This window comes from Nostoc sp. (assembly GCF_036919575.1).
Lineage (GTDB): Bacteria > Cyanobacteriota > Cyanobacteriia > Cyanobacteriales > Nostocaceae > Nostoc.
The window spans coordinates 42,483-57,828 of the sequence record NZ_JBALBY010000081.1 but is presented as its reverse complement, the minus strand read 5'-3'; the positions used below and the strand labels follow the sequence as shown (position 1 = coordinate 57,828).

Genomic DNA, 15,346 nt, shown 5'->3' with positions numbered 1-15,346 from the left:
GGTTATGGATTTAGAAATTTTGAAAATTTTAGAGTTAGATGTTTATTAAATTGGCATTTTATTTATTAGTTTGGCATAATAAGTACTGAAGAGCCTAAAAATCCAATCCCAAAAATTATTAATAGAGAAATTAACCCGAAAAATTTTGATATTATGCTTCAAAATTTAGTAAAACTAAATATCATGGAGTTTCAAATGGACGCAGAACATGGAATCATGACTAACTATAATGATTTTTATTATGTAGCTCTAGAAAATGGCTCTTCTCATTCTTTTACTTTATTGTGTGGTTATCATCGTGATCCTAGATTGAAGGAGATAATTGATGTTCTTCAAAAGAATATGTGAAATAATTTTATTAAATTCAGAAAATTATAAATAGTTGAGCAAGTAAATATACTAACAAATACAAGATGATGCTTTATTAATTAATAGCCGTGATGAAAGCGAAACATTGTAGAGAGGTTTATCGCCAACAATAGTTACTGTTCGTTACACGATTGATGCGATCGCACTAGTAAAATATGACATAATTCGTAATCTATACATCGCAAAGGATTGCTAGGCACTCGTAGCAGCCCAACAAACAGCAAAAGCGTTTACGAGTCTGCATCTCAGAGATTTATAAAAGGTGTTAATTTTTATTGACGTTTAATACTTATATCTTTAGGTAGAAGTCAAACACTATTGTAATTTCTAACCTAGTTATTAACTTTTCTGAGGTATGAAATTATGCTCAACATTATTGCTTGGATAGTTCTGGGTTTAATTGCTGGAGCTATAGCGAAAGCTATTTATCCCGGTCGTCAGGGTGGTGGAATTGTTTCAACTATGGTTTTAGGTATCGTCGGTGCTGTAATCGGGGGAATTGTAGTTACTCTTTTAGAGACAGGAAGATTTCAATTAACTGCTGCAACCCTCAGTATCCCTGGTGTAATTGTTGCCGTCATTGGCGCAATAATTGCCATCTTTCTATGGAACTTATTAGCAGGGCGTAGCAGTTATTAGTTGAATTTAATTGCTATAAAAATCATGGTTAGAAGCAAGTTTTTAGTAATTAATCCTTTCAGATTTTACGCCAATACCAAAACTCCACTTCCTCAAAGTTAGTGGAGTATTTAATGTTACACTATCAGTAATGAATCATGGCTAAAATTGCTATTTGTACTGCAAAAGCTAAATTAGTCTAAAGCTTTCTTGAGTTCGTCTTTAATATTTTCTACAGTGTGACTAACTTGAGCTTCAGCTTGCTTTGCTTGTCCTTCAGCTTTATCTTGTGGATTACCGGTTATTTCACCCACAACCTCTTGGATTTTTCCTTCAATATTTTTTGCAGTAGCTTCTATTCTTTTTTCGGCAGTCATGGTTTTTATTTCCAGCTTGTAGTTGATTCAGCTATTACATAAACTAACAATAGTATATTATTTTTTACTTCCATCAACCGATAGAATAATTTTGTAAATTATATTAACCTAAGATAGATGTGGGATACCACAGAATCATCCAATTTGAAGAAGAATTCAGAATTCAGAATTCAGAATCCAGAATTCAGAATCCAGAATTCAGCAATCTTTCAGTCGGGGATTCAGACCCGCACTTCGACCCTTCGGCGCAGGCTCAGGGCAGGCAAGCTCTGTTACCACCACTGAATTGTTGCACCACCAAATCGTAGATTTGGTGGGGGTCTTAAACCCAGTTATTCATCCGCCAGCGATGCACTGAGCCGGTCGTTGTGTCATACAGAATACCTTTCCTGTATTCTGACGACTGGCGCCAATATTGCTGTTCGATAAAATTTAGATATATTAAGAAAATAACTTTTTCCCAAATAAATGAACTACTAAGTTAAAGCAAATTTTTAATGAAACGAAAATAAAGGAGTGCCAACAAAACGTCAAAAAAATGTCTGGAAAAGTGAGATTAATGACATTATTCGGGGTGCTTGTGGAGGTTTTTTATTTGGCATACCTTTGCTATACACAATGGAGGTTTGGTGGATTGGATCGCTGGCAAAACCACAATTGATGATCATGGCGATCGCATTGATGTTTATTGTGGTTTACTTTCTCAATCAGATAGAAGGCTTTCGGGAACGCAGATATACTTGGCTAGCTGATCAAGCCGCAATGGATACCGTAGAAGCGATCGCGATCGGACTAGCTTGCTCTACCTTTGTGCTGCTACTATTGCGAGAATTGACAACAGAAACTATTTATATTCAGCCAGAATCCGCGCCAAGGTGAGTTAAATCTGCGTGTTGGTAGCTATAAATTGCCATAGCCCAAAGAAACCTCACCCTGGTTATGCTACGCAAAACCTGTCCCTCTCCTTACTAAGGAGAGGGATGTCCGATAGCACTCTTTGAGGTTTTGGAGGACTTTTGGTTAATCGGATAACTTGTGTGTACACCGTAGGGCTATATGGTTGCTGACGCGCAGTAGTTTAAGCTTTAACTTTAGCTTTTGACCAAACACCGTTTTCATCTTCATCATATTGCTGATGAACAGACTCCCAGGCGGCTTGTTCAGCTGTGAACTCGTCATTTTTCTCATTGAAGACAGTGTTATAACGCTCAATGAATGTACTCTGAGCTTCATTAGAAAGATGAGCGCGAACTTCAGGAGACAAGTCCTCTGGACTATTGCACTGTCCAGGACAAGGACGAGCAAAGGTTTTCTCAATCGTGTTAATTTCTTCAGCACCAGCACTTTCGAGCAGCAATTGAAATTCGCCGCCGCGATCGCTCGGAACTTCTGTCATCAATAAGAACTCGCCAGCTTGTAAGCGGGTTTGGTAGATCGTCGCTTTATCTTCTGGCATCCCCAAAGTGGTTAGAACCGATACTAGACCGGCACCTGCACTACCTGCGATCGCTCCACTCGCAGCCCCCAACAGCACTGCACCTATAGGCCCTGCTGCTACAATTGAGCCGACAAAAGGAATAAACAATACGCCTACACCCGTGAGCAAGCTGAGAAAGGAACCAAACAAGGAACCAAAAACTGCCCCAGTTCTCAAACCTCCCAGAATCACATCTTTTTTACTAATAAAGCCAGCAATTCTAGTTTCCGACTGAAAGTTTCTGCCCATGACCGAAATATGATCTCTAGGCACACCCCTATCTAATAAACGTCGAATCACATCATCAATTTGCTTCTGTTCTTTGAATACAGCAGAGATAGTACGTTCTGCTTTATATACTTCTGGCACTTAAATACTCCTTATATGATGTTGTTTTTGCAATAAATATGGTGAATAGGTAGATGCACCCAGATTAATTCTTTGACACCAGTTGAGGGAGAAATGAATCCTCCCTCAACTGGTTTCACAGTCAGCCATCATCAACTCAGACGTTATCGAACAGAATTCAGAAGTCAGGAGTCAGAATTCATGTTAGGTATTCTGAACGAAAAAGCGGATGAATAATCGGCGTTTTTGCACCCCCACAAAACTAGAATTTTTGGTGGTCTTGATTCTGAATTCTGGATTCTGGATTCTTCTTGAACAGCTACACACCTACAGGTGTCTTAGCGTCTGCTGCTGGCTTTCTACCATCTGGGTCTAATGCTTCCCCTTCAATAAATGAACGCAGCATCCAAGCTATCTGCTCATGCTGTTCCAGGAGTCCAGTTAAAAAGTCAGCAGTTCCCTGATCGTGGAAATTTTCACCAGACTGATCAACATGGTCTCTCAAGTTACGAATAACCTGCTCGTGATCGTGGACTAAATTAGCTACCATCCCTGTTGCTGTGGGAACATTACCAGCATGTTCCTTGAGGCTAGCAAGCTTGAGAAATCCTTCCAATGTGCCAACTGGGAAACCGCCCAAAGTACGAACCCGCTCTGCCAAGGCATCAATATTCAGAGTCAGCTGTTGGTAGTGTTCTTCCCAAAGTTGATGCAAAGAGCGGAACTGAGGGCCAACGACATCCCAGTGGTACTTTTTGGTTTTCACCAATAGTAGATAAGCATCTGCCAAATCTTGATTTAACAGATTAATCACACCTTGACGCTGTTCATCTGTCAAACCAATGTTTATCGCACGCATTGTTTTCTATCCCTAAGCAAACTTATTTATTAATATCTCAAATTTCCCACATAATGCACATCAACCAAAGGAAATATTATCAGTTTAAATTAATTATCCCATTACATAATTGTACCTATGCCTTAATAGGTAGTATTCGTTTAATAATTGAATTTGCCAGCTTAACATTACTAATCAGCAATGGGTCACTGCTTTTATGCAATCACCCATTACTACCGAAAAATTACCAAGGTATTAACTCTGTTAGTTACCTGTAACTTTGTCCAAAAATTTCTTTACATTTTCTTCAGCAGATGTTGCACTCTGTGAATTTTCAGGACGATTTTGCTTGTCAATATCAGCATCTCCCTGAACCTCATTTAGTCCTTTGTTGGACTCCTTTTGAACCTTTTTCAGTCCAGCTGGTGGTTCTTTAGCGGCTTCGTCAGTTTTGCGTTGAATGTCAAGCAGTTGTGTAGTACCTTCAGTCGGCTCACTTTGGTAGCTATCGATTGCAAAAGCAGGAAAAGCATTAGATAACAATATTAAGGCACAAGTAAAAGCCACAACTAGAAAACGTACTGGACGGAAGATAGATAAAACAGAAGCAATAACCTTCATTTGAAATCCTCAATAACAGCTTTAACAACACAAAACTTTCACTGAAAGAGCAGAAGCTCATAGCTTTATTTGGCAAAGTTGAGCAATAATAAAACTAGCAAGCTATGCTTCAATCTGGAAGTTCTTGAGAAACGAACCTGACAAAGAAATTGTCTTTGGATTTCTGCATCGAATTAGTCAGGGATAAGTAAGTAAATACCACCTTAATTCTTTAGCAAAATAATTACAATTCATGTTGACATTCTTCGTTTCCGGTTCCATATTTCTACTTTTACTTTGAAAACGCTGAGGTCTGCATCAATCCCTAGAATGAACTTTGCCGAATCTTTAGTTGCAATAAAATCAGTCTCTAGGTATATCGACTTAATATAGTTTTGGCAGGTTAATGCCTCTATTATTTATGTTCAGTTAGCTCGACTTTATCCAATCAGTAGAAGCGAGCATCCCAATTTTGCAAAAAGATGTTTGTCATTGCGATCGCACATTCTACTACGTTGCGATCGCAATGACAATTAAAATAATTCGTAATTCGTAATAGAGCCTCCGGCACGCTACGCGAACGTAATTCGTAATTAAGTTTTGTGACGAACGCGAACAGCGTCTCTAAGAGTTGAGTGCTGTTGTGGGGACGGTTTCCGACTCGCATTACTTCGGGGGATTTCAATTAGGCGTTCAATTTGTGCTGCCTGTCAAGAGGGGGGAATTAAACAAAACACATACTTTATTAATAACCTGGGTTTAATACAACTTACACATTTGGGATGCTCCCCAGGAGAAAAACTTTTGTAGTATCTTGCGTTTACTACTTATTCATGTGAAAATTGTAAGATACGGTAACTCGCTCAATTTACCGTATATTTATCATAAAACCTATAAAAAATACTTATATTACACAAGATTACACAGCGAATCTAGGGATTTAGATATGAATATCAATACGCAGTGGATCAAAACAGATGTACTTGTGATTGGCGGTGGTACAGCAGGAACAATGGCAGGTATCAAGGCAAAACAAGCGAATTCTGATGCAGATGTACTGATTTTAGAAAAGGCTAACATACGTCGCAGTGGTGCGATCGCAATGGGTATGGACGGAGTGAATACCGCAGTCATTCCCGGCCATTCCACACCAGAACAATACGTGCGTGAAATCACCCTTGCTAATGATGGCATTGTCAACCAAAAAGCCGTTTATCAAACAGGCAAATTAGGTTACGAAGTCATCCAAGAATTAGAAAGCTGGGGTGTGAAATTTCAAAAAGATGCCCAAGGCAACTATGACTTAAAACAAGTGCATCGTGTGGGTAAATATGTCTTACCCATGCCAGAAGGTAAAGACCTCAAAACAATTCTTACCCGACAAGTTAAACGCCACAAAGTCAAAGTCACAAATCGCGTCATGGCAACCCGTGTGTTAGTCAAAGAAGGACGTGCTATTGGTGCGGTGGGATTTGATGTTAGAAGTGGAGATTATATTATCATTCAAGCTAAAGCAGTCATCCTGTGTACAGGTGCTTGTGGCAGATTAGGATTACCTGCTTCTGGCTATCTCTACGGCACTTATGAAAATCCTACCAATGCTGGAGATGGCTATTCAATGGCTTACCATGCCGGAGCAGAACTCAGTAATATTGAATGCTTTCAAGTTAATCCTTTAATCAAAGATTATAATGGTCCGGCCTGTGCTTATGTCGCCGGGCCTTTTGGCGCTCATACTGCTAACGCCGAAGGAAATCGCTTCATTAGTTGTGACTATTGGAGTGGTCAAATGATGTTGGAAATCTGGAAAGAATTAAATTCTGGGAAAGGGCCAGTCCAACTTAAAATGACCCATCTTGATGAAGATACAATCGCTGAAATTGAATCGATATTGTGGGCGAATGAACGCCCAAGTAGAGAACGTTTTCATCAAGGCAGAAATGAAGATTATCGCACCCACGGCGTAGAGATGCACATTTCAGAAATTGGCTTATGTAGTGGTCATAGTGCCTCTGGTGTGTGGGTGAATGAAAATGCTCAAACAACCGTCACAGGTTTATATGCAGCCGGAGACATGGCCAGCGTTCCCCATAATTATATGATTGGGGCATTTGTTTTCGGTCGCATAGCCGGAACTCATGCCATTGAATATATCCAAGATTTAGATTTTATCGAACCAGATACGGATTTTTTAGAAGCTGAAAAAGCCAGAATTTATGCTCCGTTAACACGTCCCAATGGTGTACCTCATACTCAAGTAGAATACAAATTAAGACGCTTAGTTAATGATTATCTGCAACCACCCAAATCAGGTAATAAAATCGAGATTGGTTTAAAACATTTTGTCCAATATCAAGAAACATTAGATATAATGGGCGCTCGTGACCCTCATGAATTGATGCGTAGTCTAGAAGTTCATTTTATTCGTGACTGTGCAGAAATGGCAGCCAGAGCATCATTGTATCGTCAAGAAACTCGCTGGGGACTTTATCATTACCGCTTAGATTATCCAGAAAAGAATGATGATGAATGGTTTTGCCATGTCAATTTAAAGAAAGATGAATTAGAGCAAATGGTACTGTTTAAGCGTCCTGTAGATCCTTACATTGTGGAAGTAGATACAGTCAAAGAATTTTATAATGTTGCAGTCTAAAAATGTCTTATGAAGCGATAATTTTCGATCTCGATAATACACTGTTGAATTTTGAGCTATGTGAACGCCAAGCTATTCTGGGAGCGCTTGAAGATTGTGGAGTATCTTTAGATTTAAATGGAGTAAGTGAGACTATTTTTCTTCAAGTGTTTGAAACTTATAATTCCCAGTATTGGAGACAGCGAGAAACTTTTTCTGCTGGTGAGTTGATAGAGATGTCTTACCGAAGTACACTTGCTCAATTAGATATAGAAACAGATAAAATCAGCAATCTTAGTCAAAATTTTTGGCATATTTTTAATCATTCTGCTGTAATAGAACCTGATGTAAATGAAGTACTAGCTGCTCTCGCAGGTAGTTATCGTTTGGCTGTCATCACTAACGGTTTGGTATCAGCACAAATACCGAGAATGCAAGCTGCGGGAATCGAGCATTTTTTTGAGGAAGTTGTAGTTTCTGAAGCAATTGGTTTTGCTAAACCATCTCCTGAAATATTTAATCATGCATTATCTAGATTAGATTTAACGCCAGCACAAGTACTTTACGTAGGAGATTCTCTCACTCATGACTATGCGGGAGCAATGCAAGTCAATATTGATTTTTGCTATTACAACCGAAAAAACCAAGTTTTACCACAAGAAGTGCAACCAAAATTTCTAATAAGCGAACTCTTAAAATTGCTAGAATTGGTTAGTTAACAGATTTTTGATTTGATTTATTGATTTAAAATTTAAATATTTTTTTAATCTTATTTTTAGGGATTTTATAATAAATATGTCTATTTATAATTCAATTGGTCAACAATATTCAAAAACTCGCATTCCTGATATTCGCATTGTCAAGAAACTAATTGATTTCCTCAATTTACCCAAAGGTAGCATTATCGCTGATATTGGTGCTGGTACTGGTGGTTACAGCCTAGCACTAGCTAACCAAGGATTTTTTGTTAATGCTATTGAACCTTCTGTAGTGATGCAAAAACAAGCAGTAGACCATCTGCAAATTAAGTGGTTCACTGGCTATGCAGAAAATTTACCTCTACCAGATAAGTCTGTTGATGGCGTTGTAAGTATCCTGACAATTCATCACTTTACTCATCTCGAAAAAGCGTTTCAAGAAATGCAACGAATTATTAGAGATGGGACAATAGTTGTGCTAACTTTTGATATTAGGTTTGCTCAGAAAATATGGCTTTATGATTATTTTCCGTTTTTGTGGGAAGATGCTTTACGATTTTTACCACTTAACGAACAGATAAATTTAATTAAGAGTAATACTCAAGGGCGTGTTGAAGTCATACCTCTTTTGTTGCCACATGATTTATCTGATTTATTCGCAGCAGCAGCCTGGAGACGACCAGAGTTATATCTTCAACCAGAAGTACGTGCTGGAATATCATCTTTTGCTTTAGCAAATCAAGATTTAATAAATAAAGGATTACAGTTATTGGCAGCAGATTTAAATAGTGGTAAATGGGTAAATAAGTATGGTGATATTCGCAATTTGATAGAGATTGATTTAGGCTATCGTTTTATCCGCGTAACGCTGGTTAACTAAATAACTGTGATGTAAACTTATGACAAATAAAGTGCGATCGCTCTTTCCTGTAGGTTGGGTGGAACGTAGTGTAACCCAACACATGATATCGGGAAAGCAGAAAATATTTATATTATAATAATCTCTCAATTTCTTGGATAAAATTAATACTAAACCTATTTTATATATTTAATTATTCGCTAAGATTAATATCGCTTGATGTTGGGTTACGGCGCAATATAAATTATTCATTGTGTTGCCAAAATACTAACTTGCGCCTCCACCCAACCTACAATAACTACGAATAGTTGCGATAATGCGATCGCTATCTCCCGTAGGTTGGGTGGAACCTAGTGGAACCCAACACATGATATCGGGAAAAGAGAAAATATTCACACTATAATAATCTCTCAATTTATTGTAAAGATTAATGCTAAACCTATTTTATGTATTTAGCCCGTAGGTTGGGTGGAACGAAGTGGAACCCAACAAATACCATGAAGAAAAATGCAAAAACTTTCAACTATAAAAATATCTCTATTCTCCAGGTGAAATTCACGCTGCAATTATTTTTATCTGTGGAAATCTTCTTTAAAATTTTCGTAATTTGCTGTACCATCCCCTTTGATTGCGATCGCACCGTTGCTGGGGTTGGTTTGGATGGTCAGGGTTGAGGGATTGATGCTGCCGTCAGCATCGCTGTCGTTAGCTAGGATGTTGATTAATACTGGTTTTGCTTGGTCGGTGGTGGCTGTGTCATCAGTTGCTGTTGGGGTAATTAGGTCTTTGTCTAGTAGCATGACGTTATCAACGATCACTTTGCCATCTTTTGCACCGAAGCCTAGTAGGTCGAAGTATAAGGTGGCAAGGGTTCCAGGAGCTATGTTGCTGATGTCGATTTTGACGGTGCGCGGTGTGTTCAGGGCTATTTTGTCGCCGGAGGTGTTTGCACCTGCTATCTTGACTTGATCACTAAAGTATGCGTTGCCGGTTTGCTGGAGGTTGAGGAGGGAGTCGGTTTGGGTGAGTCCTATGGATGTGCCGACTAGGGGGGTGAGGGTGCGGGCATCTAATAGGGCGACTTCAAAGGCGTCGTTGGGGGCAAATTCGTTGGTTCCTAGTTGGCTGTCAAGGATGGTGAATTGCAGGTATTTGGCGTGTGAGGGGATGATGAAGGTTTGGGTGAAGTTGCTGTTAAAGGGGGAGTCTTCGGTGAGGATGGCTTGGGAGTTGAGGATGTTGGCTGCACCACGAGTTGACCAGTCGGCTTGGGTGTCGAAGTCGCCGTTGAGGATGCCAATTAGGGGGTCGGAGTTGAGAGGCGCTTGCAAGGCATTCCCCCCCTCTCCCACTCCCCCACTCCCCCACTCCAAGGAGCGGACTGCGTTCAGGATTTGCAGGTCGATAAGGGAGGGGAGTTTACGAACACCTGGGGAGAGGGAGGTGTTCATTAGGTCGAAGGGATACAGTTTGGAATCGAGGTGGCTACCGTCTTTTGTGAGGGTGGTGGTGAAGTTGTCGCCTTGGAAGAATTTGGAACCGTTGATGGTTTGGATGTGGCGGTCAAATTCGGTGTAGCCGGAGATGATGCCTGCTAGGTGTCCCATTTCGTGCAGGATGCTGGTGAGCAGGTCGTATTTGCCGTATGCGTCGCCTGTAGTGGCGCGGTAGGCTGTGTCGGTGAGGGAGGTGGTGAATTCGCTGTTGTCTGCTGGTGTGGGGTCGATGAACCAGCCGATTCCGTTGGCATCAGCGTCGATGAGGATTGTACCACCGTTGGGGCGACCAAAGGAGTCGTAGTTGGTGATTTGGGCTTCGGCTAGTTGCCCTGTGGGGAGATCGGTTATTTGGAGGGTTAGGTCGAATGGGTTGGTAGGGTCGAAGAGGGTAGACCAGAGGGTTTTAGCGGTAGAGTTGATGGTATTGGTTGATGTAGAGGATGAGGTATGGAAAGAAAAGTCATAGAGGTTGAAGAGTTGCTGCGCCGATATGCTGCTGGGGAACGAGATTTCGCCTGGGTTAAGTTGCGTGTTCCTGATAGAGGGCAGGACTACTATTGGGCTATAGGGGCTGGCAGCATTTTGAATAGAGCCAATTTGAATGGGATTAATTTGAGTAATGCTGACCTCAGATACGCTGGCGAGATGAATGGTATCAATTTGAGTGATGCCAATTTGAGTGGAGCTTGGTTTGATTGGCCCATGAGAGATGCTAACTTGAGTGGGGCTAATCTCAGTAATGCCCACATGACCAAGGTTTCCTTGGATAGAGCCAACCTGAGCGGTGCTAATCTGAGTGGTGCTAATTTGTCCTTCTCCCAACTTGGTGGTGCCAACCTGAGTGGTGTTAACTTGAGAGCTGCCGATTTGGGTAGATGTGGTTTGAGTGGGGATTTGAGAGGTGTTGATTTGAGTGGTGCCGATTTGCACGCTACCGATTTGATGAGTATTGACTTGACTGGAGCTAACTTGAGCAACGCTATTTTGGAGCGTACCTACATCAAAGATGCTAACTTGACTGGGGTTAATCTGGAAGGTGCCAAGCTGGAGGGAGTTACTTTTATTAATACCATCATGCCAGATGGTACTATTCGGAATGAAACCCCAAGAAGATAGCGTAGTTTCTGTGTCAGCAAGCAAAGGAGCTTTGCTGTTTTTGCCTTTCAAAGCTTTCTTAACATCATCTGGTAGATTAGAAAGAAAATCATACCCAGGAAGATGTTGATTCTCAAGCTATCTCCCGTAGGTTGGGTGAAACGTAGTGGAACCCAACACATGATATCGGTAAAACAGAAAATATTTACACTATTTCTCTCAATTTATTAGATAAAATCAATGCTAAACCTATTTTTTATATTTAATTATTCGCTAAGATTAATACCGCTTGATGTTGGGTTACGGCGCAATATAAATTGTTCATTTGTTGCCAAAATACTAACTTGCGCCTCCACCCAACCTACAATAACTACGAATAGATTATTCATTTCCTACATCTTCGGGAAATTCTATCTCTATTCCTGAACCCCAATCTATATCGTAAATTCCTTTGTTTACATACAAAATGAAACTTGAATAATTCCAATCTTTAGGTGCTTTAACATATCCATGCTTGACAGGATTATAATGAATATAATCAACATGATGAATGAAATCAATTTCGTCTTGAATTTGATGTTCCCAAAATCGGCGTTGCCAAATAGCTTTTTCACCTTTCTTTCGACGTGATAGAGAAATTTTTCCTTGATATTGAATATCACAATGATGGGTAAAATAATTTTTGATTAATCGCCAGCGATCCGAAAAATCACTGTCCCGTGGTGGTAACGTCCAAATACAGTGTATGTGGTTTGGTAATATGACAATGGCATCTACAATAAATGGAGATTTGCTCATTACTTCTCTGAATGCTTGTCTTAACAGCAGAATATTCTCTGCATTACAAAGAAATTCCCGGCGGTTATGAGTAACAACGGTAAAGAAAAATGTACCTCCTTCTATCTTGGCTCTGCGATATTGCATAATGCCTATAAACAACCTACAATCGTGAGATAATTCATGCAAGCTTACCTTATTTATTTTACCGTTTAGCAGTTTCAGTACAAAATCATGGAGTTATTTTATGGCTTTAATCAATCAAAGAGTAGATGTTCCTGTTATCGTTGATGAATCGAAATGTTTAGAAAAATGCACAGCTTGTATTGAAGTTTGTCCTTTGGATGTGTTGGCAAAAAATCCAGAGACGGGGAAAGCGTATATGAAATATGATGAGTGTTGGTTTTGTCTACCTTGTGAAAAAGAATGTCCAACCAATGCAATTACAGTACAAATTCCGTTTTTATTACGTTAAATCTTCTCTTATTTTTTTGTGTGGTAAAAATTAATGAACGATGACCTCAAGCATTGGCTAGAAATGCTGCGATCGCATGATATAAATGACCGTATAGTAGCTGTCAAAACCTTGCAGCATCTAGGCGATGAAGAAACAATAGATGCTTTAATCATCGCTTTGAAAGATGAAAATACTACGGTTCAAAAAATAGCGATCGCTGCCATTTGGGAAATTGCCAATCCTGCTGCAATCCCGGCTTTAATTGAATGTCTGAGTTCAACAGATGCAGATATTCGCACTGAAGCCGCATCAGCGTTAAACGAGTTAATTACACAAGAGGAATTATTACTTTTACTAGATAAACTACAAAGTAATGATGTCAATCTTCAATTAAATATTTTAGTGCTTTTGCGGAAGATACATGACATTCAATCTTTATCCTACATTTTACCATTTTTAGAATCAAAAAATCCTGAGTTAAGAGAAGCAGCCGTTACGACACTCCGATATATCAATCAACTCGAAAAATGTCCACAAGCTTTAAATTTAATCTTTGATCAAGAAGCAAATGTACGTCGTGCTGCTGCTTTAACTTTAGAACATTTACAAGATACAGAGGTGATTACAATACTTTGTCAAGCACTCACAAATGATAGTGACTGGCAAGTTCGCCGGAATGCAGCAAAATCTCTGGTTATTCATGAAAATTATCAAGCAATTTCAGCATTAGAAATAGCTTTAAATGATGAACATTGGCAAGTAAGGAAATCAGCAGCACAAGCTTTGCAAAAAATTCCAGATATTCAAGTTATGCCGAGATTAATTCAAGCATTAACAGATGAATATGCAGATGTACGAAAAGAAGCCGCGATCGCACTTGGTCATTTAGCTGAACCTGATGCTATTAACCCATTACAACAAGCCTTAGATGATCCTGACAAAGAAGTGTCCATCCAAGCACAACGGGCAATTCAGAAGATTCAAACAGATAAAATAGTCTCAAGGGAGCAGTAAATATAGAGTTTCCTAATCATACAAGGTACATCTTAGCCCCCTCCTCGCTTGCGGAGAGGGGGTTGGGGGTGGGGTTCTTGTACCCTCAATCAAGGGAGCAGTAAATAACTAAGGAAAAGTGCAATGGGAAATCCATTTCCTGGAATGAACCTGTATTTGGAACAGTCGGAACTTTGGCATCAAGTCCATAATCGTTTGATTGTAGCGATCGCTGATGATCTAACTCCTCAAATTGCGCCTAAATACCGAGTTTCCATAGAGGAGCGAGTTTATACTAGTGTAGATGATATCTTACTTGTGGGAATTGCTGATGTAGCAGTTGCCAACCGTAACATTACAGATACCAGCACAACTTTAACTGCTGCAAAACTTACCGAACCCAGTAAAGTGAAAGTTCCCATACCGGAACAAGTAACTGAACGATTTTTAGAGGTGCGAGCAACTCAAAGTAAAGAAGTAGTTGCTGTGATCGAAATACTTTCCCCTAAAAATAAACGCTCAAAAGAAGGTAGAGCCGCTTACGAAAGCAAACGACAAAAAATTTTGGCTTCTGCAACCAACTTGGTAGAAATTGACCTCTTAAGACAAGGAGAGTCAATGCCTATTCTAGGAGCGATCGCCACAGATTATAGTATCCTGGTCAGTCGCAGCTACAATAGACCTGATGCAGATTTATATACTTTCGATTTAAAAAACCCAATTCCTGTTTTTCCAGTGCCTTTGCGTGAAGGAGAACCTGAGCCAATAGTTGACTTACAAAGGATACTAAATGAAGTATACGAACGTGCTAGATTTGACTTAGCAATTGATTATTCGCAACCTTTAAAAATAGTGCGTTCGCCACAGGAAAAAGCTTGGCTGAGAGAAATTTTGGAGAGGATTTAAATGAGAGCGATCATTCTTGGTAACTGAGTAATGCCAACACGATCAAAGCTTTGCTAATTTCGCAATGCAAATTCTTTACTCCAAATTATTGACCTCTGCTCACCAGCAATATTTATTAGGTGGAGCTTATCGACAACACAACGATAATTTAAATCTAAATGCTGTGTTTCTTCTAACACTTGCAAACATTGATCTCTATTTTTTGTAAATACTCCTAGCGTTAAATGCGGAACAAATGGTAAATTATCTCTATATTCAGCTAAGATACCTGTATATAATTCATTATGTAATTTGATCATATCTAGCTTTCCTTCTTCAACCATTAAAAACAGATGTTCATCCCATGACTTTTGCAATCCTTTTAGAGAAATAGGAAATGTTTTCCACTTACTCAAGATTTTATCAGTATGAAGAATGAGATTATTTTCATTGATAGATTTGATTAGGGGAAATACAAGTGTAATATGTGGTTCAATTAAATCAACTTGTGGGTCATATTTCTGCCTTATTTGATTGATATGTTCTGTGTTAATGTTGGGGTAATGTACAAGTGCGTAAGACATAGTGATCCAGGGCTATTTCATTCTAGACATAAACCGCCCGGAACTGAAGTTCCGGGCTAATACCTAAAGTCCGTTAAAACGGACTATAACCTTTTCTCAGTCGTCTTTAGACGACTTTCGCTATTAGACTCAGAATTCATTCTGAGGCGGGCTAGATGAGAATGAAATAGCCCTGCATACTAAAGGCTATAGATACTGTATTTTGAACTAAATTGAATGTTACATTACAGTCAAAAAAAT

18 protein-coding genes and 2 pseudogenes are annotated in these 15,346 nt (G+C 39.4%); 11 read left to right on the top strand and 9 right to left on the bottom strand.

Going from position 1 to position 15,346, the window contains the following annotated elements; translation table 11 throughout:
• Window positions 1-732: 732 nt before the first annotated feature.
• Window positions 733-1,008: a GlsB/YeaQ/YmgE family stress response membrane protein gene (locus V7K27_RS21105; protein ID WP_334950031.1), complete on the top strand. Its 276-nt coding sequence runs from the start codon at window positions 733-735 to the stop codon at window positions 1,006-1,008.
• A 173-nt stretch (window positions 1,009-1,181) separates the two neighbouring features.
• On the opposite strand, the gene V7K27_RS21100 is transcribed toward V7K27_RS21105, so the two are convergent.
• Window positions 1,182-1,364, bottom strand: coding sequence for a CsbD family protein (locus V7K27_RS21100; RefSeq protein WP_334950030.1), 183 nt, complete (start codon window positions 1,362-1,364; stop codon window positions 1,182-1,184).
• A 516-nt stretch (window positions 1,365-1,880) separates the two neighbouring features.
• Here V7K27_RS21100 and V7K27_RS21095 point away from each other — a divergent pair.
• Window positions 1,881-2,210, top strand: a pseudogene (locus V7K27_RS21095) (DUF2391 family protein); the annotation flags it as partial.
• Between the two features lie 232 nt (window positions 2,211-2,442).
• Here V7K27_RS21095 and V7K27_RS21090 read toward each other — a convergent pair.
• Window positions 2,443-3,210 (bottom strand): ChaB family protein, encoded by a 768-nt coding sequence (locus tag V7K27_RS21090; RefSeq protein ID WP_334950029.1) that lies wholly within the window; start codon window positions 3,208-3,210, stop codon window positions 2,443-2,445.
• 72 nt (window positions 3,211-3,282) lie between these two features.
• On the opposite strand from V7K27_RS21090, the gene V7K27_RS21085 reads away from it, so the two are divergent.
• A complete protein-coding gene (locus V7K27_RS21085) occupies window positions 3,283-3,426 on the top strand; it encodes a hypothetical protein (protein ID WP_334950028.1) in 144 nt (47 codons plus the stop codon).
• Between the two features lie 82 nt (window positions 3,427-3,508).
• Here V7K27_RS21085 and V7K27_RS21080 read toward each other — a convergent pair whose 3' ends face one another.
• The 3 genes from V7K27_RS21080 to V7K27_RS21070 form a co-directional block, all read right to left on the bottom strand.
• Window positions 3,509-4,048, bottom strand: a complete 540-nt coding sequence (locus V7K27_RS21080) for a Dps family protein (protein WP_334950027.1) — start codon at window positions 4,046-4,048, stop codon at window positions 3,509-3,511.
• Window positions 4,049-4,291: 243 nt separating this feature from the next.
• Window positions 4,292-4,648, bottom strand: coding sequence for a hypothetical protein (locus V7K27_RS21075; protein WP_334950026.1), 357 nt, complete (start codon window positions 4,646-4,648; stop codon window positions 4,292-4,294).
• 427 nt (window positions 4,649-5,075) lie between these two features.
• Window positions 5,076-5,294 (bottom strand): hypothetical protein, encoded by a 219-nt coding sequence (locus tag V7K27_RS21070; protein WP_334950025.1) that lies wholly within the window; start codon window positions 5,292-5,294, stop codon window positions 5,076-5,078.
• 279 nt (window positions 5,295-5,573) lie between these two features.
• Here V7K27_RS21070 and V7K27_RS21065 point away from each other — a divergent pair, with 279 nt between their 5' ends.
• The 3 genes from V7K27_RS21065 (at window position 5,574) to V7K27_RS21055 (ending at window position 8,837) form a co-directional block, all read left to right on the top strand.
• The gene (locus V7K27_RS21065) at window positions 5,574-7,280 is read left to right on the top strand and encodes a fumarate reductase/succinate dehydrogenase flavoprotein subunit (protein WP_334950024.1); all 1,707 of its coding nucleotides are present in this window, start codon (window positions 5,574-5,576) and stop codon (window positions 7,278-7,280) included.
• 2 nt (window positions 7,281-7,282) lie between these two features.
• Entirely contained in the window at window positions 7,283-7,978 is a 696-nt protein-coding gene (locus tag V7K27_RS21060) for an HAD family hydrolase (protein WP_334950023.1), read from the top strand.
• 76 nt (window positions 7,979-8,054) lie between these two features.
• Window positions 8,055-8,837 (top strand): class I SAM-dependent methyltransferase, encoded by a 783-nt coding sequence (locus V7K27_RS21055; RefSeq protein ID WP_334950022.1) that lies wholly within the window; start codon window positions 8,055-8,057, stop codon window positions 8,835-8,837.
• A 551-nt stretch (window positions 8,838-9,388) separates the two neighbouring features.
• Here the strand turns inward: V7K27_RS21055 and V7K27_RS21050 are convergent.
• Window positions 9,389-10,267: a TasA family protein gene (locus tag V7K27_RS21050; protein ID WP_334950033.1), complete on the bottom strand. Its 879-nt coding sequence runs from the start codon at window positions 10,265-10,267 to the stop codon at window positions 9,389-9,391.
• Window positions 10,268-10,762: 495 nt separating this feature from the next.
• Here V7K27_RS21050 and V7K27_RS21045 point away from each other — a divergent pair.
• A pseudogene (locus tag V7K27_RS21045) lies at window positions 10,763-10,954 on the top strand (pentapeptide repeat-containing protein); the annotation flags it as partial.
• 108 nt (window positions 10,955-11,062) lie between these two features.
• Complete coding sequence (locus V7K27_RS21040; RefSeq protein ID WP_334950032.1) at window positions 11,063-11,431, top strand: pentapeptide repeat-containing protein; 369 nt, start codon at window positions 11,063-11,065, stop codon at window positions 11,429-11,431.
• A 245-nt stretch (window positions 11,432-11,676) separates the two neighbouring features.
• Here V7K27_RS21040 and V7K27_RS21035 read toward each other — a convergent pair whose 3' ends face one another.
• Together V7K27_RS21035 and V7K27_RS21030 are read right to left on the bottom strand one after the other, a co-directional pair.
• Window positions 11,677-11,799: a hypothetical protein gene (locus V7K27_RS21035; protein WP_334950021.1), complete on the bottom strand. Its 123-nt coding sequence runs from the start codon at window positions 11,797-11,799 to the stop codon at window positions 11,677-11,679.
• Window positions 11,792-12,334: an REP-associated tyrosine transposase gene (locus tag V7K27_RS21030; RefSeq protein ID WP_334950020.1), complete on the bottom strand. Its 543-nt coding sequence runs from the start codon at window positions 12,332-12,334 to the stop codon at window positions 11,792-11,794. Before V7K27_RS21030 ends, V7K27_RS21035 begins: the two co-directional genes overlap by 8 nt.
• Window positions 12,335-12,434: 100 nt before the next feature.
• On the opposite strand from V7K27_RS21030, the gene V7K27_RS21025 reads away from it, so the two are divergent.
• From V7K27_RS21025 to V7K27_RS21015, 3 genes are all read left to right on the top strand, one after another.
• A complete protein-coding gene (locus V7K27_RS21025) occupies window positions 12,435-12,662 on the top strand; it encodes a 4Fe-4S dicluster domain-containing protein (RefSeq protein ID WP_053455107.1) in 228 nt (75 codons plus the stop codon).
• Between the two features lie 33 nt (window positions 12,663-12,695).
• Window positions 12,696-13,658 carry a HEAT repeat domain-containing protein gene (locus tag V7K27_RS21020; RefSeq protein WP_334950019.1) on the top strand — a complete coding sequence of 321 codons (963 nt, stop codon included), beginning with the start codon at window positions 12,696-12,698 and terminating at the stop codon, window positions 13,656-13,658.
• A 123-nt stretch (window positions 13,659-13,781) separates the two neighbouring features.
• A complete protein-coding gene (locus V7K27_RS21015) occupies window positions 13,782-14,543 on the top strand; it encodes a DUF4058 family protein (RefSeq protein ID WP_334950018.1) in 762 nt (253 codons plus the stop codon).
• Between the two features lie 53 nt (window positions 14,544-14,596).
• Here V7K27_RS21015 and V7K27_RS21010 read toward each other — a convergent pair whose 3' ends face one another.
• On the bottom strand, window positions 14,597-15,106 hold the full coding sequence (locus tag V7K27_RS21010) for a 2'-5' RNA ligase family protein (protein ID WP_334950017.1): 510 nt from the start codon (window positions 15,104-15,106) through the stop codon (window positions 14,597-14,599).
• Window positions 15,107-15,346: the final 240 nt, after the last annotated feature.

Bases quoted from the DNA above. Each gene is read 5' to 3' on its own strand.
- V7K27_RS21080 (WP_334950027.1), bottom strand. From the start codon at position 4,048: ATGCGTGCGATAAACATTGGTTTGACAGATGAACAGCGTCAAGGTGTG.
- V7K27_RS21035 (WP_334950021.1), bottom strand. From the start codon at position 11,799: ATGAATAATCTATTCGTAGTTATTGTAGGTTGGGTGGAGGCGCAAGTT.
- V7K27_RS21040 (WP_334950032.1), top strand. From the start codon at position 11,063: ATGACCAAGGTTTCCTTGGATAGAGCCAACCTGAGCGGTGCTAATCTG.
- V7K27_RS21070 (WP_334950025.1), bottom strand. From the start codon at position 5,294: ATGCGAGTCGGAAACCGTCCCCACAACAGCACTCAACTCTTAGAGACG.
- V7K27_RS21100 (WP_334950030.1), bottom strand. From the start codon at position 1,364: ATGACTGCCGAAAAAAGAATAGAAGCTACTGCAAAAAATATTGAAGGA.
- V7K27_RS21105 (WP_334950031.1), top strand. From the start codon at position 733: ATGCTCAACATTATTGCTTGGATAGTTCTGGGTTTAATTGCTGGAGCT.
- V7K27_RS21025 (WP_053455107.1), top strand. From the start codon at position 12,435: ATGGCTTTAATCAATCAAAGAGTAGATGTTCCTGTTATCGTTGATGAA.
- V7K27_RS21060 (WP_334950023.1), top strand. From the start codon at position 7,283: ATGTCTTATGAAGCGATAATTTTCGATCTCGATAATACACTGTTGAAT.
- V7K27_RS21015 (WP_334950018.1), top strand. From the start codon at position 13,782: ATGGGAAATCCATTTCCTGGAATGAACCTGTATTTGGAACAGTCGGAA.
- V7K27_RS21065 (WP_334950024.1), top strand. From the start codon at position 5,574: ATGAATATCAATACGCAGTGGATCAAAACAGATGTACTTGTGATTGGC.
- V7K27_RS21050 (WP_334950033.1), bottom strand. From the start codon at position 10,267: ATGAACACCTCCCTCTCCCCAGGTGTTCGTAAACTCCCCTCCCTTATC.
- V7K27_RS21030 (WP_334950020.1), bottom strand. From the start codon at position 12,334: ATGCAATATCGCAGAGCCAAGATAGAAGGAGGTACATTTTTCTTTACC.
- V7K27_RS21055 (WP_334950022.1), top strand. From the start codon at position 8,055: ATGTCTATTTATAATTCAATTGGTCAACAATATTCAAAAACTCGCATT.
- V7K27_RS21020 (WP_334950019.1), top strand. From the start codon at position 12,696: ATGAACGATGACCTCAAGCATTGGCTAGAAATGCTGCGATCGCATGAT.
- V7K27_RS21010 (WP_334950017.1), bottom strand. From the start codon at position 15,106: ATGTCTTACGCACTTGTACATTACCCCAACATTAACACAGAACATATC.
- V7K27_RS21075 (WP_334950026.1), bottom strand. From the start codon at position 4,648: ATGAAGGTTATTGCTTCTGTTTTATCTATCTTCCGTCCAGTACGTTTT.